Source organism: Falsiroseomonas algicola (assembly GCF_011040385.1).
In the GTDB taxonomy this organism is placed as follows: Bacteria; Pseudomonadota; Alphaproteobacteria; order Acetobacterales; family Acetobacteraceae; genus Falsiroseomonas; species Falsiroseomonas algicola.
Window position 1 is genome coordinate 510,247 of sequence record NZ_JAAIKB010000002.1, and the last position, 22,302, is coordinate 532,548.

A 22,302-nucleotide genomic window follows, 5' to 3' on the forward strand; every position below is an offset into this window, starting at 1 on the left:
CCTGTTCAGCGCCGCTGCCAATGCAGCGCGCGACGTTCGGCGAGGATGAAAAGCCAGTTCAGCGCGAGGCCCAGCACGGCGAGGATGACGAGCCAGGCATACATGTCGCGCACGCGGAAACTCCGCTGCATGTCGAGAATGAGGAAGCCGAGGCCGCCCTCGCCTGCCAGCATCTCCGACAGCACGGCCAGCACCATGGCGAGGCCGAGGCTGATGCGCATGCCGGCGAGCACCAGCGGCAGCGCGGCGGGCAGGACGAGGTGCAGCAGCGTGTGGCGTGCGGGCCAGCCATGGGTGCGCGCGGCATCCAGCATCACGCGATCCACGCCGCGCACGCCCTGCAGCGTGTTCACCAGCACGGGGAAGGTGACGACCAGCGCGACGGAGGTGACCTTCATGGCGAAGCCGATGCCGAGGAAGAGCATCAGCGGCGGCACCAGCGCGGATTTAGGAATCGGGCGGACCAGTTCCACCAGCGGCTCCAGCAGCCGGAAGACGGATGGCCACCATCCCATGGCGAGGCCGGCCGCGATGCCGATGGCGCTGCCGATGGCGAAGCCGGTGAAGACCAGGCGCAGCGTCTGCATCATCGGCGCCATCGCATCGCCGCTGGCCAGCAGGTCCCAGAGGCGGAGCGCAATGGTGCTGGGTGCCGGCATCAGCGCGCGCCGGATGAGGCCGGCCTCGACGGCCCATTCCAGGCCCAGCAGCAGCGCGGCCAGCACCACCAGGCCCGAGAGCGGCGCCAGCAGGCGGTCAACCCGCATGGCGCGCCAGCAGCCTTTCCAGCAAATGGTGGCGGAGTTCGAGGAAGCGTGGGTGTTCGCGCGTCGCGATCGGGTCGCGTGGGCGGGGGAGGGCGACCGCGATCTCCTCCGCCACCGTGGTGGGGCGGTTGGTCAGGACGATGATGCGGTCGGCGAGCTGGATCGCTTCCTCCACATCATGCGTCACCAGCATCACGGTCAGGCGGCGGCGGGACCAGATGTCGAGCACGAGGGATTGCAGGTCGAGCCGCGTCAGCGCGTCCACCGCGCTGAAGGGTTCGTCCATCAGCAGCATCGCAGGCTCGGCCGCCAGCGCGCGGGCGATGGCGACGCGCTGCTGCATGCCGCCCGACAATTGCCAGGGGAAATGGTCGCCGAAACCCTCGAGTCCGACGAGCTTCAGCGGCTCATCCGCAGCCTCCCGCGCGCGGCGGCGGCCGAGGCGGTGTTCGGTGGCGAAGGCGACATTGTCCCGCACGCTGCGCCAGGGCAGCAGGGACCGGCTGTATTGCTGGAAGACATAGACCGCTTCCGGCGGCGGCGCGTTGACGGGGCGGCCGGCGATCCGCACGGCGCCGCTGGTGGGCGGCAGCAGGCCAGCGGCCATCTGCAACAGCGTCGATTTGCCGCAGCCGGAGGGACCCAGCACCGCGAGGAACTCGCCCTCCTGCACGGAAAGCGAGACGCGATCCATCACGCGCGCTGGTGGGCCGCCGCGCGTCGGGTATTCCTTCGTGACCTCATCCAGTTCCAGGAACCGCATCGTGTCTTCCGTTCAGAGGAATCCGTGCGGCGTTTTCCGCCCTCAGAAAAGTTCGAAGTATTCCCGCTGTTCCCATTCCGAGACCTCGGCCTCGAACCGGGCGATCTCCGCGCGCTTGAGGCGGAGGTAGTAGTCGATGAAGGCGCTGCCGAAGGCCTCGCGCGCGACGGTGCTGGCTTCCAGGGCGCCGAGCGCTTCAGACAGGTTGCGCGGCAGGGGCGCGGCCTTGGTCTCATAGGGCGTATCGGCGGGCGGGCCGGGGTCGGCCTGCGTCGCGATGCCGTGCAGGCCGAAGGCGAGCTGGGAAGCCATGTAGAGATAGGGGTTGGCCGCGGGTTCGCCGACGCGGTTCTCGATCCGCGTGGCGCTGTCGCCGGGGGTGCCGAGGGCGCGGAGCATGACGCCGCGATTGTCGATGCCCCAGATGGCGCGATCCGGCGCCAGGCTGTTGGGACGGTAGCGGCGATAGCCGTTCAAGGTCGGCGTCGCGAAGGCGGCGGCGGCGCGGGCTTCGGCCAGCAGCCCGCCGAGGAAGTGCTTCGCGACCGGTGACAGCAGCCCATCGCCTTCCGTCGCGAAGGCGTTGCGGCCGGTGGCGCGGGATTTCAGCGACTGGTGCAGGTGCCAGCCGCTGCTCATCACGTTGGGGATGCGCGGGCGGCACATGAAGGTGGCGTGGAAGCCATGCCGCCGCGCCACCTGCTTCACCGCGGAGCGGAACAGGATCATCAGGTCCGCGCTGGCCAGCGCATCCTGCGCGGCGAAGGTGAACTCGACCTGGCTCGGCCCGAACTCGACCTCCATGGAGCGCAGCGGCAGGCCGAGGGCCTGGATTTCGCGCCGCAAAATCTCCAGCGCCGGGTCGAGCTGGTCGTAGCGAAGCTCGGTCAGGTAGTTGTAGCCCTGCGTCAGCAGGGAGACGTCGGGCGGCGTGCCGGGTTGGCCGGAATCTTCCGGCGCCATGCGCGGGTTGGTCACGCGGAACAGGTGGAACTCGACCTCGAGGCCCGTGACGTAGTCGAAGCCCAGCGCCTCCGCCTTCGCGATCTGCCGTTGCAGCAGGTGGCGGGTGGAGAAGGGGACGACGCGGCCATCCTGGTAGTAGGCCTCGCATTGCATCCAGCCGGTGTGGGGCGCCCAGGGCAGGCGGCGGAAGCTGCTGGGATCCGGCACCAGCAGCGCATCCGCGGCGCCTTCCAGCGCGCGTTCGCCGAGGCCCCCGCCCGCGCTCCACACCGGGAAGACGGTGCGATGCGAGGTGTCCTTCAGCAGCAGCGTCGTCGTCATCGCGACGCCGGATTCGAGGGCGCGCGCGACCTCGCTGGCCACGATGGTCTTGCCGCGCAGGATGCCGTGCTGGTCGGGCCAGGCGAGGCGCACGACCTCGATCCCATCCTCCGCGATGCGGTCGAGGACTTCGGCCCGCGCCTCGGCCGTGGTCAGGCCGTATCGGTCAGCGAAGGTCATTCGGCAGCGAGGGCCGGGGGCGCCCAGGGCGCGGCGCCGCGGCGGCGTTCCACCGCCTGGCGCCAATGGCTCTCCCACGTCGCGGCGGGGGCCATGGTGTCGATGGTGCCGGGGCCGGTGAGGCCCGCCGTTGTGTCTTCCTGCAGCAGGGCGGGGCGCTTGCCCTCCTCGACGGCCGCCATGGCGCGCATCAGCAGGCGGCGATTGGCGGCGATGGCCTTGTCGCTGCTGGCGAGGGTTTCGCGGGTGCGGTCCTGGATGGCGCCTTGCGACTCCACAGCCCATTGGTCATGGACGTTGATGTCCTCGCCCATGCCTGTGTAGGTCTTGCTTTCCTGCTCATCGGGGTCGAAGCCGTAGTCGTTCTGACGGCCCTTCTTCGGCAGGTAGTCGGGCAGGGAATAGTTCTCCAGCCGCTGCGCGCGCATGCGGGCGCGGTCCACGGGGCCGGCGAAGCTGGTGAAGATGGCGATCCAGTAGCAGCGCGTGTCATCGACCGGCATGTGCCATTGGGTGATGGTCATCTCCGCACTCATCGGGATGACGAAGGCCTGGGGGAAGAACAGGTTCGTGACGCGCACATGCGTCGTCGCGTCATTGATGCTGCGCAGCGCGGTGACGCGCAGGCCGTAGGGCGTGTTGTCCACCTCGATCCGCGGGCGCGGGAATTCGCGCAGCACATAGGTCATCGGCAGGTCGGAGCCGTCGCTGGTGGCGCGGAACTGCTTGCCGTACGCCTCCTTCTCGTCGCCATCGTCGAAGAAGCGATGCAGGAAGCTGGCATGGGCGGGGTCGATGCCGACCTCCAGCGCCTGCAGCCAGTTGCACTCGATCAGGCCCTTGAAGGCGAAGGTGTGGGTATCGGGCGCGGCGAAGCAGTCGAAGGCGGGGAAGGGGGGCGCCGCACCCTCGCCGAGATAGGCGAAGATGATGCCGCTGCGGACCTCGACCGGATAGCTGCGCTGCTTGATGCGGGTGCAGAGCGTGCTGCCCTCCGGCTCCGCCGGCGTCTCCAGGCACTTGCCCGTCACGTCGAAGAGCCAGCCATGGAAAGGGCAGCGCAGCCCGCCATCCTCCAGCCGCCCGAAGGCCAGATCGGCGTTGCGGTGCGGGCAGTCCCGGTCCAGCAGGCCGATGCGGCCCTGTTCGTCGCGGAACAGCACGAAATCCTGGCCCAGCGCGCGGACGGGGCGGACGGGGCGCTTGCCCTCCAGCTCATCCACCAGGGCGATGGGCTGCCAGTAGTGGCGCAGCACGCGGCCGCCCGGCGTGCCGGGGCCGACGCGGGTCAGCCGTTCATTCTGTTCCGCACTGATCACAGGCTTTGCTCCTGGACAGGTGTTCACTGACCGAACGTCTGTGCGATGATAGAGGCAAGCCGGAAGTGGCGGCAAGACAGTGTTGGAGGGTCCATGCCCCGGATCGGGGAGGAACATGCGGCGCGGCGGCGGGAGGCGGGGCATGGCGCCGACTTCCTGGAAGCGCTGGCGCGGGGCCTGGCGGTGCTGCAGGCCTTCGGGCCGGAGCGCCGGCAGATGACGCTGGCGGAGGCCGCGCGGGCGGTGGACCTGCCCCGCGCCACCGTGCGCCGAGCGCTGCACACGCTGGTGGTGCTGGGGCATGTGGAGACCGATGGGCGGCTGTTCCGGCTGACGCCGCAGGTGCTGCGGTTGGCGGCCGGCTACCTCGGCGCCAGCGGTGTGGCGACCGTGCTGCAGCCGCTCTGCGAGCGCCTGGCGGCGGAGGCCGGCGGGCCGTGTTCCGCGGCGGTTCTGGACGGGGCGGAGATCGTCTTCGTGGCCTATGGCCGGCCGCGGCTGATGCTGAACGTCTCCACCATGGTGGGCAGCCGCCTGCCCGCCTTCTGCACCGCGCTGGGTCGCGTGCTGCTGGCGGGGGTGCCGGAGGCGGAGCGCGAGGCGGCGCTGGCGGCGCCTTTCGCGGTGACGCCGCGGACGGAGACGGACGCCGCGCGGCTCAAGGTCCTGGTCGCGGCCGCGGCGACGGAGGGGCATGCGCTGGTGGAGCAGGAGGCGGAGTGGGGGTTCCGCTCGCTCGCCGTACCGCTGCCGCGGCAGGATGGGCGCGTGGTCGCCGCGCTCAATATCGGCATGCACACGGAAGGCGGCAGCGCGGAGGAGTTCCGCGCGCGCTGGTTGCCGAGGCTGCGGGAGGAGGCGGCGGCGGCGTCGCCGCTGCTGCTGTAGGGCGCGCTACCCGCAATCGATGATGAGGCGGGTCAGGCCGCGCACCAGGATGCTTTCCTGCCGCTGCGCCGCGATGATCTCGATGCGGGGGAAGCGCTTCGCGATGGTGGCGAAGACCATCTCGGCCTCGATGTTGGCCAGGCTCGATCCCGCGCAGGTGTGGATGCCGGCACCGAAGGCGAGGTGGCGCGTTTCGTGCCGCCCGAGGTCGAGGCGATCGGGATCGGCGAAGACATCCGGGTCTCGATTGGCGGAGCCAAGGCCGAAGCCGATTGTCTGGCCCTTGCGGATCGACACGCCGAGGAAATCGACATCCTCCAGCGCATGGCGGAAGGCGATCTGCTGCGGGCTGTCGTAGCGCAGCAATTCGCTGACCACGAGGCGGCCCTGGGTCTCGCCGGCGCGCAGCCGCGCATATTCGGCGGGGTTCTGGGCCAGCGCGAAAAGCCCGTTGCCGATCAGCAGCGACGACGCCTCATGCCCCGCGAAGAGGAACAGGACGCAGGAGGCGAGGAGTTCCTCCTCCGTCAGGAAGCTGCCCGCATCATGCGCGGCGATGAGCAGGCCGAGGAAATCGTCCTTCGGCTTCGTCCGCCGTTCGCGCACCAGCGCGCCGAAATAGGCGACCAGCTCGGCGGCGCGACGGCTGCCGGCGGCGATGCGTTCCGGCGTGCGCACCAGGTCGAGGGAAAGCGTGATCTCCCGCACCCAGCCGCGCACCAGCGGATGGTCGGCCTCGGGCACGCCCATGAGGTCTGAGACGATGTCGATGGACAGCGGCGAGGAGAAGTCGGAGATGATGTCGAAGGGGCCGTAGTCCGGCACCTGCGCGAAGGCGCTCTCGATCAGCGCCTCGATCCGCGGCCGCATGGCGTTGACTTGGCGGAGTGCGAAGACGGGCGCGGCAATGCGGCGGAGGCGCGCATGGTCGGGCGGGTCCTTGAACAGCATCCACTGCGCGATCATGCCGTAGAGCGGGCGATGCGCTTTCGGGATCGGCACGAAGGCCTCCGGCGGCAGGACCTTCGCGACCTCCCGCCCGAAGCGGTCATCCTTCAGCCCGGCATTGACGTCGGCATAGCGGCTGACGAACCAGAAGCCCGCATAGCCCTGCGCCGGCGTCGTCGCCCAGCCGATCGGGTGCTCCCGCCGCAGCCGGTCATAGGTGGGGTAGGGATCTTCGAGGAAATCGGGGTCGAGCGGGCGGAAGACCGTCCGCCGCAGGCCGGACATCAGGCGCCCGCCTGCGACTGCGTCGTCTCGATCAGCGCGGCCAACTCACCCACATCCTTGACGCGATAGGCGGCGAGGCGCGGGAGCTTCACGCCGAAGCGCTTCTCCACCGCCGCCAGGATGCGCATATGGCCGAGCGAATCCCATTCCGGCGTGGTCTTGGCGTTCGTGCCGGCGGTGATGTCCTCGGCGTCGATCTCCAGCGTCTCCGCCACCAGCGCGCGCAGCGCCCCGAAGACATCCTCCACCATGACGGGCCTCATGCGTTTCCTGAGCAGCAGCGGGAGCGTGTTCCAGCCGAGATTGCCGGCGGCGTAGCCGACGATCGGCTGCGGCTTGCGCGCGGGGTCGAGCGTGATGCCGTCCAGGCGCGCGAGCAGCGCCTCGAAGGCGATGCGCGCTTCCAGCCTCGCGAGGGGGCCGCCGGGGCAGGTATGGATGCCGGTGCCGAAGCCGAGATGGCCGCGATTGTCGCGAGCGAGGTCGAGCGTATCGGGGGCGGGCCAGCGCGCCTCGTCGCGATTGGCGGCGCCGGGGAAGAGCATGAGCATCGCGCCTTCCGGCAGCGCGGTGCCGCCCAGCGTGACGGCGCGCGTGGTGCGGCGCGCGATGCGTTGCAAGGGCGGCAGGAGGCGCGCCAGCTCCTCCACGAAGCGGGGGATGAGGTCGGGCTGGGCGCGCAGCCGGGCGAAGAGCGCGGCGTCCCGCGCCAGCCAGTGCAGGCCGCTCGCGATCAGGTTCGCCGTCGTCTCATGCCCGCCGATCAGCAGCAGGGCGCAGAGGTTGCGAAGCTCCACGCGCGTCAGCGTGCCGTGCGCTTCCTCCTGCACCAGTGTGCCCAGGATGTCGTCGCGGGGATGGGCCAGGTGATCCTCAATGGCGGCATCCAGGATGCGCATCAGCGCGTCGAGGCCGATGCGCGCTTCCGCCAGCAATTCGGGCGGGCCCATCCCCGTGGCGGCGAAGCCGGCCAGCAGCGCGTCCCGGGCATAGCGGTTCATCGCATCCCGCTGGTCGAGCGGCACGCCCAGCATCTCGCAGATCACGGTGACGGAGAGCGGGTTGGCGAAGCCCTCCACCATCTCCGCGCGCTCCGGCAGCGCCTCCGCCAGCTGTTCCGCGATGGCGGTGATGCGGGGCGCCAGGTGCTGGATGGCGCGCGGCGTGAAGGCCTTGTTGACCGTGCCGCGCAGCCTGGTGTGGTCCGGCGCGTCCTTCATCACCATGGACATGATCGGCACGTCCATGCCGATGTCGGAGGCGAAGGTCGCGGCATCGCGCAGCACCGCCTCCACCTCCGCATGCCGCGTCACCAGCCACATCGGCGGGCGATCCAGGCGATGCACGGGCGCATGCTGGCGGAGCGCCGCATAGGCGGCGTGCGGATCGGCCTGGATGGCGGGATCCAGCAGGTCGAAATGCACGGGGCAGCCTGTCATGGCGCCGCCAGGATCACGTCGAAGCCGAGCCGGGCGGCGACGGTGCCATTCCCGGCCACGAAGGCGCTGGCGCGGAAGCCGGCCTCCGCCAGCGCGTCCTGCCATTGCTCGCGCGACAGCAGCGGATGGAGCGGGCGCAGCGCCAGGTCCGTGCGGTCATCGAAGCCGGCCTGGAGGCCCATGCCGAGGTCGAACCAGGGGAAGAAGCGAGTCTCCTCCAGCGCCAGCAACAGGCCATCGGGCTTGAGCCAGGCGCGGGCATGGCGCAGCGCGCGGGCGATATCCGGCGCTGCGTGCAGGGCGGAGGAGGCCAGCACCACGTCGAAGCGCTGCGCCTCCGCGGGCGGCTGGTCCATGTCCAGCGTGCCGAACGCCAGCCAGTCCCGCCCCGCGAAGCGGCGCTCCGCCCGGCGCAGCAGATGGGCGTTGAGGTCGGTGAAGCGGTAGCGCAGGCGGCCCAGTGGGAAGCGACCCTCGATGGCGGCGAGGGTGGTGCCGAGGCCGCCGCCGAGTTCCAGCACCTCGATCGGCCGCGCCGTGGCAAGCCGCGCCAGGATGGCGGCCAGCGCGGCATTGGGCTCGGCGAAGAGCTTGCCGTACACATCGGGCGTTTCGTCAGCCAGGTAGATCGCGGCCGCGTGCTCCTGCCCCGTCAGCAGGCCAGGCAGGCCGGCGATGACGCGGTCGAGGAAGTCCCGTGCCGCCGGGCCGAAGCCGAGGCGATCGACGCCGACGATGGCATGGGTGGAGGGCGGTACGGCATCGGCGCCGATGCGCGCCACCTCCGGCAGCATGCGCTCCAGCCAGAAGCGGTAGCGCGGGATGACGCCATGCCGCGCCACCAGCGTCGCGGCATCGGGGGGCGCGGTGCCGCCGGTGATGGCGCGGATCGCGGCGGCGGCGGCGGCGGCGGCCTGGTCGCGAAAGGTCTCGGCGGTGACGGCGAAGTCGGCTTCCGCCACGGGCTGGCCGGCGCGCGTCGCGGCCTCCCGCGCCGCCTGCACCAGCGCGGGGTCGATGGCGGTCGCGGCCTCGGCCAGTTCCGTCATCAGCGCCGCCATGCGCGGCAGGTTCGCGGCCGACAGCATGGCGAGGTGGTCGCCGGGCAGGTGGCGCAGCGTGATGCGGCCCTGCACGACATCGCCCCAGCCGAGATGGGGATCCTCGCCCGCCGCGCCGCTGTCGAAGCCGCGAAGCTCCGCGGGGAAGCCCTCATCGCTGCGGATCAGCGCGACATCGCCCTCGATCGGCGCCGGGCGATAGGCGCCGAGCGCCCGGAAATTCGCCTTGAACATGGCGACCATGCGGTCGAGTGGCAGGGTCAGCGGGCCGAAGCGACCGGCCGCCTGCATGGCGGCGGCGGTGGCGCGGAAGCGCGCCTCCGCGTCCTGTTCCTCGACGGGGAACGCGGCACCGTACAGCGCCTCCAGTCCCCGCGTCATGGCGGTGTAGGCGATCTCGTCGGTCTGCACGTCATCGAAGGTGGCGGTGGTGCGGACGGTGTCGCCCAGCAGCAGCAGCGGCACCTGTTCACCCATGGCACGCAGGCGGCGTGCGACCTCGATGGCGATGAGGCCGCCGAAGGAATGGCCGGCCAGAAGGTAGGGGCCGTGGCGCTGGTCCTGGCGCAACTTCGCCACGACGTAGTCGGCCTGGGCCTCGATGCTGTCGAGCGGCGTCTCGCCCTCCGCCAGGCCGGGCAGCTGGACGGAGATGATGGCGAAGCGGCTGACCGCGGCGGCGAGGTCCCGCAGGTAGAAGGGCAGCGAGAGGATGCCCGGCATCAGCACCAGGCGCGGGCGCCGGTCCTCGGTAGCCTGGCCGAAGGTGACGACGGCGTTGGTGGCGGCGCGGCCGGATTGCAGCTCCTCCACCAGCGCCGCCACGGTGGGGCGGGCGAAGATCGCCTGCAGCGGGATGGCGCGGCCGTAGTGTTCCGCGAGCCGCCGCTGGATGGAGACGAGGGAGAGGGAGGTCGCGCCGAGTTCGAAGAGGGAGCGATCAGCCTCCGGCACCGGCACGCCGAGCACGGCGGCGACATCCGCGGCGACATCCCGCGCCAGGCCCTGGCGCTGGCCGTCCTCGCCCGCCAGCAGCTTCGGCACCAGCGCCTTGCGGTCCACCTTGCCGTTGGAGGAGAGGGGCACGCGGTCGATCGGCGTGAGGCTCGCCGGGACCATGTAGGCGGGCAGGCGCTGGCGGAGATGGGCGCGCAGCGCGGCGCCGAGATCGGCGGCGGAGGCGTCCGGTGCGGGGATGCCGCCCGCCAGCGCATGCACTGCCAGCGTGCCATCGGCCAGGACCCGGCCGATGGGACAGAGGCCGAGCCCGAGCGCGGGCGCGGCCTGCATCAGGCGCTGCGCGGCATGGCCAGCCAGCAGGCGTGCATCGCGCCCCGCCTTGTGTGGTTCGAGCAGCAGCAGGAAGGCGGCCTGCTCCACGATACCGAGATTAGCCTCATCGGGGATCGTGATGGCGGGGCGCGGTGCGTCACGCAGCGCCGCACCGGCCTGTTGCCAGCGATGGCCGCCGCCAGGGGTCACGATGCGCGCATCGATGCCGCCTTCGCGCAGCAGCGCTTCCAGCGTGCCGGGCGGTGGGGCGTCCGGCGCGAAGTGGCGGTGGCTTCGCCGCGCCTCATAGGTGGCGTCGGCGGGTCGGTGCGGCAGCGGCAGGGTGGCGGGCGGGGATCGGCGAAGGCCCGGGCGTTCCAGCAGCCGGGCCGTGCGCTGCCGCGCATCCGCCTTCGGCACGTAGAAGCCGTGCAGCACCCGATCGCGGCTACCGCCCACGGGGTTCGCCGTGACCACGGCCGTCGCCACGGCGGGGTGGCTGGCCAGCGCGGCCTCGATCTCCCCCAGTTCGATTCGGTAGCCCTGCACCTTCACCTGGAAATCCTCGCGGCCGAGGAATTCAATGGGGGTGGGGCCGGTGACCTCGCCATGCGGGCGGAAGCGGCCCAGGTCACCGGTGCGGTAGCGGCGTTCGCCGGTCAGCGGGTTGCGGATGAAGCGTTCCGCCGTCAGCACGGGATCGCGCCAATAGCCGCGCGCCAGGCCGGCGCCGGAGATCTCGATCTCGCCGATGGTCCAGTCCGGGCAGGGCTCGCCCCGGCGGTTCACGACGTGGAGCATCTGGCCGGCCAGCGGCAGGCCGTAGGGGATGCTGGGCCAGGCGGGATCGAGCGAGTCGATCTCATGCGCGTTGGACCAGATGGCGGCCTCCGTCGCGCCGCCCAGCGCGACAAGGCGTGCGGCCGGGGCCTGGGCGCGGAGACGCGGGATCAGGTCGAGCGGCACCCAGTCACCGGACATCATGACGAGGCGCAGGCGGTGGTCGGGCGGCAGGCCGTATTCCACCTGCATCGCGACCAGCGCGGGCACGCTGTTCCACACCGTCACCGCGTGGCGCGCGCAGAGTTCGCCCCAGTGGGAGGGGTCGCGGCTGGCTTCCGGCGCGGGCAGCACCAGCGCGCCGCCGGCGGCGAGGATGCCGAAGATGTCCCAGACCGAGAGGTCGAAGCCGAGCTGGGAGAGGCCGAGCGCGCGGTCCTGCGGCCCGATGCCCCATCGGCGATTCACCTCCGCCACCGTCGCGATGGCGGCGGCGTGCTCGCTCATCACGCCCTTCGGCTCCCCGGTAGAGCCGGAGGTGTAGATGACATAGGCGAGGCGGGTCGGGTCCTCGACCGCGGGCAGGCATGGTAGCGGCGCGGCGGCGCGGGCGGCGGCGAGCGCGGCATCGGCGGGCGCGGCCTCCTCCAGCAGCAGCGCCTCCCCGCGTTCCACCAGCAGGGCGCGGCGGTCGGCGGGCAGCGCCGGATCGACGGGCAGGTAGGCGGCGCCGGCCTTCAGCGTGGCGAGGACCGCGACGATCTGGCGCCATCCCTTGGGGTAGCCGATGGCCACCAGGCGGTCGCGCGGATCGCCACCCAGCCGTTCCAGCAGCGTGGAGGCGAGATGGGTCGCGGCGGCGTCGAGCGTGCCGTAGTCCAGCGTGATCTCCGGCGTCACCAGCGCGGTGGCGGCGGGGTTGGCGCGGGCCTGGCGTTCGAAGCCGGCCTGGAGGAGTTCGGGGGCGGCGGCCGGCAGCAGTGGCGCGCGGGAGAGGGCGGGCAGCATCGCCGCCACGCTGCGATTCCAGCCACGCCCGGCGGCGAGGTCATCCAGCAGGCCGCGCCAGGCGCTGACCATGGCGGGCACGGTGCCCGGCGGGAACAGCGATTCGACGACGTCCCAGGAACAGAGAAGCTGGCCATCCTCCTCCGACACCTGGTGGTCGATGATGACCTGGGGGGTGGAGGAGACGTTGAAGACGGTGCGGCCGAGGCGGTCGAAGCCCGTCGCATCCGTCTCCGGCGCATCGCCGGCGCGGCGGAAGCCGAGCGCGCTGGTGAAGACATAGGGGCTGTAGGCGGCGGCCTCCCCCGATTGGCGCGCGGCCTGGCGCAGCACCTCGATCCCGCTGACCGTCGCGTGGTCCATGTCCTCCGCCAGGCGGCGCGCGAGCGCCTGGGCGCGGGCGGCGAAGCCGGCGGGGCGGGCATCGACCTCCAGCAGGATGGTGGAGGTGAAGTCACCCAGCACGCGGGGCATGTCGGGGTGGCGGGGCGGGCGGTTGAAGGCGGTGACGGTGAGGCAGAAGCGGTCCTGCCGCGCCCAGGCGGCGAGCGTCTCCGCATAGGCGGCGGCAAGCAGCGTCGGCAGCGTCAGACCCTGGGCGCGCGCTTCCCGCTTCAGCGCCTCCGCCTGGGTGGCGGGCAGGGTGGCGCGATGGCGGCGGAAGGGGCGGCGCGTGCCGTCCGCCAGATCGCCCAGCAGCGGCAGGTCCGGCCCCGGCGGCAGGCTGCGCGCGGCCCAATAGGCGAGGTCGCGCTGATAGGCGGCGGTCTCCCGGAAGGCGATCTCGGCCAGGACATGGTCGCGGAAGCTGATGCCGATGGGGGGCAGCGCGGCATCCGGCTGTTCGTAGAGCCGGCCCCATTCCTGGCGCAGCGCATGGATCGAGGCCGCGTCGAGCGCGATGAGGTCGAAGGAGAGATGGAGGCGCGTCGTGCCCCCGAAGCGCGTCGCGCGGATGTCGAAGAGCGGCCAGTGATCGGGTTCCGCCACGCGGGTGGCGAGTGTTTCGCGCAGCGCCGCGAGCCGCGCGGTGGGATCGCCGTCGAGGTCGAGGGTCTCGATGGCGTAGTGGGGCACCTCCGCCAGGATGCGCTGCGTGCCGTCCGGCAGGATGATGGCGCGCAGCATGTCGTGGCGGCGGATCAGCACGTTGAGCGCGGCCTCGGCACGCGCCAGGTCGATCACCGTGCTGTCGAATTCCGTGTAGAGCGTGCAGGCGGTGGCGCCGAGGGCGAGGTCCCCGCGGCGGCCGAGCCAATAGGCCTGCTGCATGTCCGTCAGCGGGAAAGGCTCGTGGCGGCGGGCGAGGTCCGGCACTAGGGCGCGCGGCGCGGCCTGGGTCGGCACGGGCGTGGCCGGCGCGGGGGCGGCGCCGAGCAGGCTCGCGATGGTGGCGCCTTCGATCAGCATGCGCACGGGCACGTCGATGCCGGCCTCGGCGGCAAGGCGGTTGCGGATTTCCACGGCCATGAGGCTGTCGAGGCCGAGATCGTGCAGCGGCGTCGCGGGATCGGGGGCGGTGGCGAGGCCCAGCACCTCCGCGACGATGCGCGCCACCTCGCCGCGCGCGGGGGCAGGCGTGGGCGCGCTGCCGGCGGGTGTCAGCGACGCGATGGTCGCGCCCTCGATCAGCGCGCGGACGGAGACATCGATGCCGGCCTCGGCGGCGAGGCGGTTGCGGATCTCCACCGCCATGAGGCTGTCGAGGCCGAGATCGTGCAGCGGCGTCGCGGCATCCGGCGTGGTGGCGAGGCCCAGCACCTCCGCCACGATCCGCGCGACATCGCCACGCGCCGGGGCCGACGGGGGCGCGGCACCTGCGGGAGTGAGGGAGGCGATCGTCGCGCCCTCGATCAGCGCGCGGACGGAGACATCGAGGCCGGCCTCGGCGGCGAGGCGGTTCCTGATCTCGACGGCCATGAGGCTGTCGAGGCCGAGGTCGTGCAGCGGCACATCGGTGGCGACCGCGCCCGACAGGCCGAGCACCTCCGCCACGATCCGCGCGACATCGGGGCGCGGGGCGGCGGGCGCGGCCGTGGGCTGCGGCGCGGGCGCGGGGGCGCGCGGCGCAGGGGCGGCGGCGACATCGCGGAACAGGCCGGGGGGTGTGGCGCCGAACAGCCCGGCGAAGCGGCGCCAATCGACGGAGGGCAGCAGGATCAGCCGCGCGGCATCGGCGCCGAGCGCCGCGCCGAACAGGCGCTGGCCTTCCTCCGGCGCGATGGAGCCGAGGCCGAGCCCCTCCGCCTGGCGGTCGAAGCCGAGCGCGGCGGCGGAGCCGGTGCCGCGCCAGACGCCCCAGTCCAGGCTGATCACGGGCATGCCCTCCGCCCGGCGCAGGCTGGCGAGCCCGTCGAGGAAGGCGCTGGCGAAGGCGTGGTTGGCCTGGCGGGCGGAGCCGATGACGCCGGCGGCGGAGGCGCAGAAGATCAGGTGCCGCGGCTGCGCGGCCTCCGGCAGGGCGCGGATGGCGGCGTCCAGCGCCAGCCCGCCGGCGATCTTCGCGCCCAGCACGGGGGCGATGGTCGCTTCGTCCTGCGCCGCGATCGGCGCATCCGCCAGCAGGCCGGCCGCGTGGACGATGCCCTGCAGGTCGGGCGTGGCTGCGAGCAGCCGTGCGATCGCGGCCGTGTCGGCGGCATCGGCGGCGATGTGCTGCACCGGGATGGGCAGGCTGGGCGGCGTCGCGGCACGGCGGCTCAGCAGCAGGATGCGCGCGGCGCCATGGGTGGCGAGCCAGGTCGCGATCTCCCGCGCCAGGCCGCCGCTGCCGCCGGTGATGAGCCAGGTGCCGCCGACGCGATCCGGCGCGCGGGGCGCGGGGGTGGCGCGCAGCCGCGGCACGGTGCGGCGGCCCTCCGCATCCCAGCCGACCTCCGCTTCCCCGTCCCCGGCCAGCACCTCATCGACCAGCGCCTCCGCGCTCGGCGGCGCGACGAGCAGGCGGGGGGCGAGGGCGGGGGCTTCCAGCGCGAGGGAGCGGACGAAGCCGGGCAGGCCGGCATGGCCGAGCGTGCCGTCGGCGACGATGACGAGGCGGGGCGGCGTCGGGCGGGCCATCGCTTCGCGGGCGAGCGAGACGAGGTCGGCCAGCAGCGCTTCCTGGGCGGGCGCCGTCGCAGCGGCGGGCGGCAGGACGTGCAGGATCGCCTCGGCCTGGGATACACCGGCGAGGCGCGCGCCGGCGCCGGCCAGCAGGGCGGCGGCGCGCCCGGCTTCCCCGGAGACATGCCAGGAAGGCCCGGCGGCCGGGCGTTCGGGCAGGCGGCGGGCGAGGATGACCTCTCCGGTCGCGTCCGACGGGACCTCGAAGCCGGATTCCGCCAGCAGGGCGCGCCAGGCGTCCAGCGTGAGGAGGGGATGGTCGGGGCGGCGGGCGGTGTCGGCGAAGCGCCACCAGCCCTCGGTCAGGCCGAAGACGATGTCGATCCAGCGGCGGCGCGCGGTGCTCTCCACCAGCAGCAGCACGCCGCCCGGGGCGAGCAGGCCGCGGATATGCGCGAGCGTGGCGCCGAGATCGGCGGTGGCGTGCAGGACATTGGCGGCGAGCACGACATCGGCGCAGCCCGGCGCGAAGCCCTGCGCGGCGGGATCGCGTTCGATGTCGAGCAGCGCGGTGGAGAGGTCCGCGCCCGCGAATTTCCGCGTGGCCGCCGTCAGGAAGGCCTGGGAGACATCGGTGAAGCGGTAGTGGCGCGCGGCTTCCGGCAGGGCTTCCAGCAGCGCGCCGGTGGCGCCGCCCGTGCCGGCGCCGACCTCCACGACGCGCAGCCGGCGGCCCTTCGGCGTCGCGGCGGCCAGGCGCGTGGCAGCGGCGCGCAGCAGGCCGTTGACGGTATGGGCATAGGCGGAGGTTTCGTAGAAGGCGCCCGCGCCGGCCTCATTCGCCGGGAAGAGCAGTGCGAGGGGTTCGGTACGCCCCGTGAGGACATCGGCCAGCGCCTCGCCGCAGCGGCGCAGCACCGCGACCTCCCCCTGCATGGCGGGGGCGGCGGCGAGGACGGCGTCGATGGCGGGCGGTGCCTCCGGCGGTGCGCGCAGCACGGTCCAGCGGCGGCCATCGCGCTTCAGGATGCCGTCCTCCGCCAGCATGGACAGCAGGCGGCGGAAGAGGCGGTGGTGCCGCTCCGCGATGCCGAGCGCTTCCGACAGCGCGCCGAAGGTCAGCTGCGCGCCGGGCTTGAAGGGCAGGCCGAGCCGGCGGAGCGCCTGCACGACATAGGCGGTGGCGACGGATTCCAGCGCCTCGCCCTGGCGGGCATAGGCATCCATGTCGTGCAGCGCGGCCAGGCGCGCGGCTTCGGGCGCCAGGGCGGCGCCGAGGCGGGCGGCGCTGGGCAGGAAGGCGGGCGGGGCCAGGCCCTCCAGCAGCGGTGCGGGGTGGCGGGCTTCGTGCCAGAAGGCCTGGCTGCCGGGGCGCGGCAGGAAGCGGAGGCCGCGGACCTCCAGCGCCACGCCCTCATCATCGATCAGCGCGAGGTCGGCGGTGATGCCATCGCCCTCCGGCAGGGCGGTGACGGTGACGCGGGGCGCGGGGCCGGGGCGGCGATGCAGCGCGATATGGCCGATGCCGCCGGGGATGAGCGTGGCCCAGGCCTCCGCCGCCACGGCCGCGGCGACGAGCTGGAAGGCGGCGTCGAGCGTCGCGGGATGCAGGGCGAAGCGCGGCTCCGGCGCAGGGGGCGCGAGCGTGGCGCTGGCGGTGCCGGGGCCGCGCCGGATGGTGCCGAGCAGGCGGAAGGCGGGGCCGTGCTGGATGCCGCGCTGGTTCAGCGCGTCATAGAGCGCGGCGGGATCGACAGGCGTGTCGCCGGAAGCCGCGGGCGGCGCGGAAGGCGCGGCGCGGGGGGCGAGGCGGCCGGTGGCATGGATGACGGGCGCGGACGCGGGATCCTCCGGCCTGTGGCTCAGGATGCGGAAGGCGCCGTCCGCGGCGATGGTATGGAGATGCGCGGGCGCGGCATCGGAGAGGCGGAGCGGCGCGGTGATCTCCAGCGCCTCGATCGCCTGGCCGGGGAAGGCGGCGAGCGCCATCTCGACATAGGCGCTGGCGGGCAGGATCGCCTGGCCCTCGATGCGGTGCTGCGCGAGGAAGGCGGTGGCGGGGCGGGCCAGGTCGATGGTGGACGACCAGCGGCGTTCGCTGGACAGCGGCAGCGGGATGGGGCGGCCCAGCAGCGGATGGGCGCCGTCATCATCCGGCGTCGCGACGGGCGCGGCTTCGGCGGGGGCGTCGATCCAGAAGCGTTCGCGCTGGAAGGGCGTGGTCGGCAGCGCGACGCGGCGACCCTGCGTCGCGGGCAGGCTGGGCGGCGGGGCGTTGGAGGGGATGGCGCTTGCAAGTTCGCCCGGCGCCCGCACCGCGACCCACCAGGGCAGCCGCGCACGGCCGACGCGCGCGGTGTGACAGATATCGGCGAAGCCATCAGTCGTCGTCGTCAGGTGGTCGCGGTAGCGGGCGATGAGGGCGCGGAGCGCCGGTTCCGTCCGCGCGGAGAGGAAGAGCACCGGCGCCTCGCCGGGCTCCGCCTCGATGACCGGCGGCGGGGGCGGGGCTTCCAGCACGATGTGCACGTTGGTGCCGGAGAAGCCGAAGCTGCTGACGCCGACGCGCCGGACGCCGCCATGGACGGGTTCGGTGGGCACGCGGATATCGGCGCCGGCCAGGTCGATATGCGGGTTGAGGCGCGTGAAGTGGAGGCTGGCCGGGATGGCCTGGTGGCGCAGCATCAGCGCCGCCTTGATCAGCCCCGCCGTGCCGGCCGCGGCCTCGCAATGGCCGATATTGGTCTTGACCGAGGCGACATGCAGCGGGCGTTCCGCGCGCTTGCCGAAGACGGCGCGGAGCGCATGCATCTCGATGGGGTCGCCGAGCGCGGTGCCGGTGCCATGCGCCTCGATCGCGTCGATGTCGTCGGGCGTCATTCCGGCATTGGCCAGTGCCGCGCGGATGACGGCTTCCTGCGCGGGGCCGTTCGGCGCCGTCAGGCCGGCGCTGCGGCCATCCTGGTTCACGGCGCTGCCGCGGATGACGGCGAGCACGCGGTCGCCATCCGCCACGGCATCCGACAGCCGCTTCAGCACCAGCGCGCCGCAGCCCTCGCCCCGCACATAGCCATCGGCGCCCGCATCGAAGGTCTTGCAGGCGCCGTCGGGGGAGAGCATGCGGCCGAGGCAGAAATTGATCGTGATGTCGGGCGTGAGCATGAGGTTCACGCCGGCCACGATGGCGAGCCCGCATTCCCGCGCCCGCAGCGCCTGCACCGCGAGATGCGTGGCCACGAGGGAGGAGGAGCAGGCGGTGTCCACCGCCATGCAGGGGCCCTGGAAGCCGAAGCTGTAGCTGATGCGGCCCGAGGCGACGGAGGCCGCATTGCCCGCGCCGGCCGCGGCATTGCTGCCCGACCCATGCGCCGTGCGCGACAGCAGCGCCGAATAGTCGTTGGTGCTGATGCCGACATAGACGCCGGTGCGGCTGCCGACGAGGGAGGGCGGGGCGATGCCCGCATCCTCCAGCGCTTCCCAGGTGACTTCCAGCAGCAGGCGCTGCTGCGGGTCGATGCCGATCGCCTCCCGCGGCGAGATGCGGAAGAAGAGCGGTTCGAACCCATCGACGCGGTCGAGGAAGCAGCTTTTCCGCACATACATGCGGCCGGCGCGGCCGGGCTCGGGGTCGTAGAGCGCGTCGATGTCCCAGCGGTCCCGCGGCACTTCGCGGCTGCCGTCGCGGCCTTCCAGCAGCGCCTGCCACATCGCGTCCGGGCTGTCCGATCCCGCGGGGTAGCGGCAGCCCATGCCGATGATGGCGATGGGCGCGCTGCCGGCGCGTTCCAGCTCCGCATTGCGGGCGCGGAGCCGCTGCAGGGCGACGACGGCCTGCTGCATCGGTGTCATGGCGGGGCGGTCGAGCATCAGGCGCGATCCCTTGCCATCAGTCGCAGGCCCGCAGCAGCGCGGCGGCGAGGGATGCGAGCGGCATGGCGACATCGTCCTCCGGCGAGCAGCCGAGCAGTTGCAGCTGCCCGCGCCACAGCGTCGGGATCACCACGCCGCCGCCGGCGCGCGCGGCGCTGAGCACCAGTTGCTGGTCGTAGCCATCCTCCCCGGCTGCGCGCCAGGTGGGGGCGCCGGTGATGGTGAGGCCGCTGCGCCGCCATTCCGGCGGCGTGCCCGGGCGTTGCAGCAGGCGCGGCAGGATCAGCAGGCTGTCGCCGGCCTCGCCGCCCTCGATGCGCTCGAACACCACGGCGCGGTTGTCCCGCGCGGATTCCCAGAACTCCCCGGGGGCGAGGTCGGCATAGACATGGCTGATCGCCATGCCGGGGCCGGGCGGCAGGGCCGGGCGGATGAAGCGGCTGAGATCGACAGAGAAGGCACAGGCATCCGTGCCCGCGGCATCGCGCAGCGCGATGGCGAGCGCGCTGTTGAGGCTCGCCCCTTCCGCGTCGCAGCGCTCCAGGATGCGCGCCGTCTCAGTCTCGTCGTAGCGATGCAGCGTGAGCTGCGTGCGCGACGCCGGCGGCAGGATGGCGGTGAGGCGCTGAAGGCCGAGCGCTTCCCACCGCGCGCCGGCGCGGTCCGACCACCAGCCCTCGATCAGGTCGCCCGCTTCGGCATCGGCGAAGACGCGGCCGGGCAGCAATTCCTCGCAGGCGGGGGCGAGGTCGCCAACGGGCGTGCCCTCCGCGAAGGCACGGCCGATGGCGAGCGCGGTGCGGTAATCCGTCAGCGCATGGCTGACGGCCAGCAGCAGCGTCTGCCCGCCCGGATGGTCCGCGACTACCGCCTGCCAGGGCGGGTTGTCATCGGTGCCGATGCGGGCATCGAGCAGATCCTCCGCGACGCCGACCCAATCGGCCTCCGCGGCGAGCGTGATACGGGCCATGACGCCGGGCCGCGTCGCGGCCGTCCAGCGCGGCCGGGCGCGGCGGCCGAGGCGCGCCACGGGCAGGTCGAAGCCCGGCGGCGCCTGCATGGGGAATCCGCCTTCGGCGCGCTGCAGCACGACGATGCTGTTGGTCGGCGCCACCTGGTCCAGCAGCCAGAACTTCGCCTCGTTCGGGCTGAGCAGGCGCATCATGCGGCGCGGGCGGCCAGCAGGTCGGCCATGGCGCCGACATTCTCGAGCTTGCCGACCTCCGCCGGGTTCAGCCGCACCTTGAACTCGCGCTCCACCGCCAGCACCAGGACGATGTGCTGCAGGCTGTCCCATTCGTCGATGTCGTCGGCGGTCGTGCTGTCCTGGATCACCAGGGCCTCGTCCTCGAACACCTCGCGGAAGACGGTGGTGAGGCGATCGACGATCGCGGCGCGGTCAGGCATCGTGTTGCACCATGCTGGGCCAGGGATCGCGATCCGCGGGCGTGGAGAAAAGGAACGCGCCGCCATCCTCGCCCGCCGGCACGAAGCCGAGCCTCGGATAGAGGCCGGCGACGATCTGGTTCTTGGCCGATGGCTTGTAGCGGCCGAGGACTCGGGTGGCACCGCGGCGGCGCGCCTCGGCCAGCACCAGGCTCGCGGTGAATTCCTCGACGCCGCGCGCCAGCACGCGGCAACTCATCACCCAGGTGTCGATGACGAGGTCCTGGCCCTGCTGGTGCAGCAGCAGGGCCGCGATCAGGCCATTGTCGCCGAAGCGGTCGCGCAGGCGGATGTGCAGGACCGTCCAGTCGGGATGCTGCGCCAGGGCGGCGATCTCGGCTTCCGTCGGCCGCGTACCGGTCAGGTGGAACTGGTTGCTCTTGCCGATGAGCTGCGCGATGCGCGGCAGGTGGAAGGGATCGGCGCCGCCGGTCGCGGCCACCATGTCGAGGCTCGCGAGATAGGCCTGCATGTCGACGAAGCCGGCGCGGTGTTCGTCGCGCCGGGCATTCTCGGCATAGAGCTGGGTGCGGGCGGCGTCCTCGGCGTTGAAGGCGATGGCCTCGAACCAGGCGCCGGCTTCCAGCGCCGCGATGTAGTGGGCCGGATCGTCGGGCATCTCTACCACCGCGACTTCCGGCAGATGGCGGCGGACGATGTCGCGCTCCATCGGGTTGTCATCGACGAAGACCACTGCATCGAGGCCGATGTTGAGCGTCGTGGCGATGTCGCGCACCACATCGGCCTTGTTGCCCCAGCCCGCGCGGAAGACGGCGAAATCCTCCATGCGCAGCACCGTGTCGGGGTGTTCGCGGAAGGGCAGGGAGGCGGTGGCGGGCTCGTTCTTGGAGCAGGCGGCGAGGATGATGCCGCGGTCCTTCAGCGCCTTCACATGCGCCTGGAAGGCCACGAAGGCCTCGCCGGCCGCACCGCTGCCGAGGGCGATGCCGGCCAGCCCGTCATCGCCAATGACGCCGCCCCAGAGCGTGTTGTCGAGGTCGAGGACCAGGCATTTCCGCGCCAGGCCACGGGCGCCGGCGATGAGCCGCGCGGCGGCATGGGCCAACACGCCGGAGGAATCGGGCGCGACCGCGTGCTTGGAATGATGCCAGTAGCGCGGGTCGTGCCAGCGCTGGCGGCCGTGCCGCGCTGCGAGATGGTCGAGATCCAGCAGCACGACACCGGGAGGCGCCGTGAGAGCCAGTTCGGCGTTGAGGAGGCGGAGCGCGGTACGGTGACCCCAGGGCGCGGCACCTGCCAGGTTGCCTGCCGGATCCTCCGTTGGCAGGTCCGCGAGATTGTCGATGACCAGGCAGGCCTTCGCGCGCAGCGCATCCCACAGCGCGCGACGCGCGGCGATGGCGCGGGCAACGGCGTCGCGCAGGGTCTCCGGCGCAGCACCGGGCGGCACCTGCAAGGCGTGGTCGCGATGCGTGGTGAACAGCCAGACGACATCCGGCTTGAAGTCATGCAGGGCGCTGGCGGGATCGAGCACCGAGGCCGTCGCCGTATCGAAGGGCGTGAGATGGATGGTGGGTGCGAAGCCCGCGATGGTCAGCCAGTAGCGCAGCAGCGGTACGACATGGTCGAGCGTGCTGGCGCCCGCGATGGCGAGGCGGATCGGGCGCAGGCCGAGGGCCGCGGCATCAATTCCGTCGACAAGCCTTGCCGCGCGAAGCTGGTCGAGAAAATCGGTTCCGGCGCCGGTCGTCTCCCGCAGGATGGCGAGGCCGGCACCCGGAGTGCCGGCAGCGATGGCCGCGCGGGCGCGGGCCAAGCCGTCCTTCACCCGGGTTCGGTCCACCATGTCCAGCGGCATTCTGACGTGCCCATCCCCCTGATCGGCGGTGGCACGATACCGGCGCCGCTTTCGCTTGCAAAGCGTTCTGCTTGATCCGCGCAGCGGCGTCGTGGCAGAAGGAATTGAAGCTGGGGACTGGCATC

11 protein-coding genes are annotated in these 22,302 nt (G+C 72.5%); 1 reads left to right on the forward strand and 10 read right to left on the reverse strand.

Translation table 11 applies throughout. The features are described from left to right. Window positions 1–5: 5 nt before the first annotated feature. The 4 genes from G3576_RS07700 to G3576_RS07715 are packed head-to-tail and all read right to left on the reverse strand — an operon-like array spanning window position 6 to window position 4,316. Window positions 6–767, reverse strand: coding sequence for an ABC transporter permease (locus tag G3576_RS07700; RefSeq protein WP_164693760.1), 762 nt, complete (start codon window positions 765–767; stop codon window positions 6–8). Next, a complete protein-coding gene (locus G3576_RS07705; RefSeq protein WP_164693761.1) occupies window positions 757–1,530 on the reverse strand; it encodes an ABC transporter ATP-binding protein in 774 nt (257 codons plus the stop codon). Before G3576_RS07705 ends, G3576_RS07700 begins: the two co-directional genes overlap by 11 nt. Window positions 1,531–1,572: 42 nt before the next feature. Further along, window positions 1,573–2,997, reverse strand: a complete 1,425-nt coding sequence (locus G3576_RS07710; protein WP_164693762.1) for a glutamine synthetase family protein — start codon at window positions 2,995–2,997, stop codon at window positions 1,573–1,575. Further along, entirely contained in the window at window positions 2,994–4,316 is a 1,323-nt protein-coding gene (locus G3576_RS07715; RefSeq protein ID WP_164693763.1) for a Rieske 2Fe-2S domain-containing protein, read from the reverse strand. The genes G3576_RS07710 and G3576_RS07715 overlap by 4 nt, the downstream gene beginning before the upstream one ends. 93 nt (window positions 4,317–4,409) lie before the next feature. Between G3576_RS07715 and G3576_RS07720 the strand changes: the two genes are divergently transcribed. Next, window positions 4,410–5,204 (forward strand): IclR family transcriptional regulator domain-containing protein, encoded by a 795-nt coding sequence (locus tag G3576_RS07720; RefSeq protein ID WP_164693765.1) that lies wholly within the window; start codon window positions 4,410–4,412, stop codon window positions 5,202–5,204. A 6-nt stretch (window positions 5,205–5,210) separates the two neighbouring features. Here the strand turns inward: G3576_RS07720 and G3576_RS07725 are convergent, their stop codons facing one another. Genes G3576_RS07725 through G3576_RS07750 form a run of 6 tightly spaced genes read right to left on the reverse strand, consistent with a single transcriptional unit; the run spans window position 5,211 to window position 22,177 of the window. Continuing rightward, window positions 5,211–6,437 carry a cytochrome P450 gene (locus G3576_RS07725; protein WP_164693766.1) on the reverse strand — a complete coding sequence of 409 codons (1,227 nt, stop codon included), beginning with the start codon at window positions 6,435–6,437 and terminating at the stop codon, window positions 5,211–5,213. Beyond that, window positions 6,437–7,876 carry a cytochrome P450 gene (locus G3576_RS07730; RefSeq protein ID WP_164693768.1) on the reverse strand — a complete coding sequence of 480 codons (1,440 nt, stop codon included), beginning with the start codon at window positions 7,874–7,876 and terminating at the stop codon, window positions 6,437–6,439. The genes G3576_RS07725 and G3576_RS07730 overlap by 1 nt, the downstream gene beginning before the upstream one ends. Next, window positions 7,873–18,909 (reverse strand): non-ribosomal peptide synthetase, encoded by an 11,037-nt coding sequence (locus G3576_RS07735; protein ID WP_164693769.1) that lies wholly within the window; start codon window positions 18,907–18,909, stop codon window positions 7,873–7,875. The genes G3576_RS07730 and G3576_RS07735 overlap by 4 nt, the downstream gene beginning before the upstream one ends. A gap of 19 nt (window positions 18,910–18,928) precedes the next feature. Next, a complete protein-coding gene (locus G3576_RS07740; RefSeq protein ID WP_164693770.1) occupies window positions 18,929–20,077 on the reverse strand; it encodes a hypothetical protein in 1,149 nt (382 codons plus the stop codon). Then, the gene (locus tag G3576_RS07745) at window positions 20,074–20,319 is read right to left on the reverse strand and encodes an acyl carrier protein (protein WP_164693771.1); all 246 of its coding nucleotides are present in this window, start codon (window positions 20,317–20,319) and stop codon (window positions 20,074–20,076) included. Before G3576_RS07745 ends, G3576_RS07740 begins: the two co-directional genes overlap by 4 nt. Further along, window positions 20,312–22,177 (reverse strand): HAD-IIIC family phosphatase, encoded by a 1,866-nt coding sequence (locus G3576_RS07750; RefSeq protein ID WP_164693773.1) that lies wholly within the window; start codon window positions 22,175–22,177, stop codon window positions 20,312–20,314. Before G3576_RS07750 ends, G3576_RS07745 begins: the two co-directional genes overlap by 8 nt. Between the last annotated feature and the right edge of the window lie 125 nt (window positions 22,178–22,302).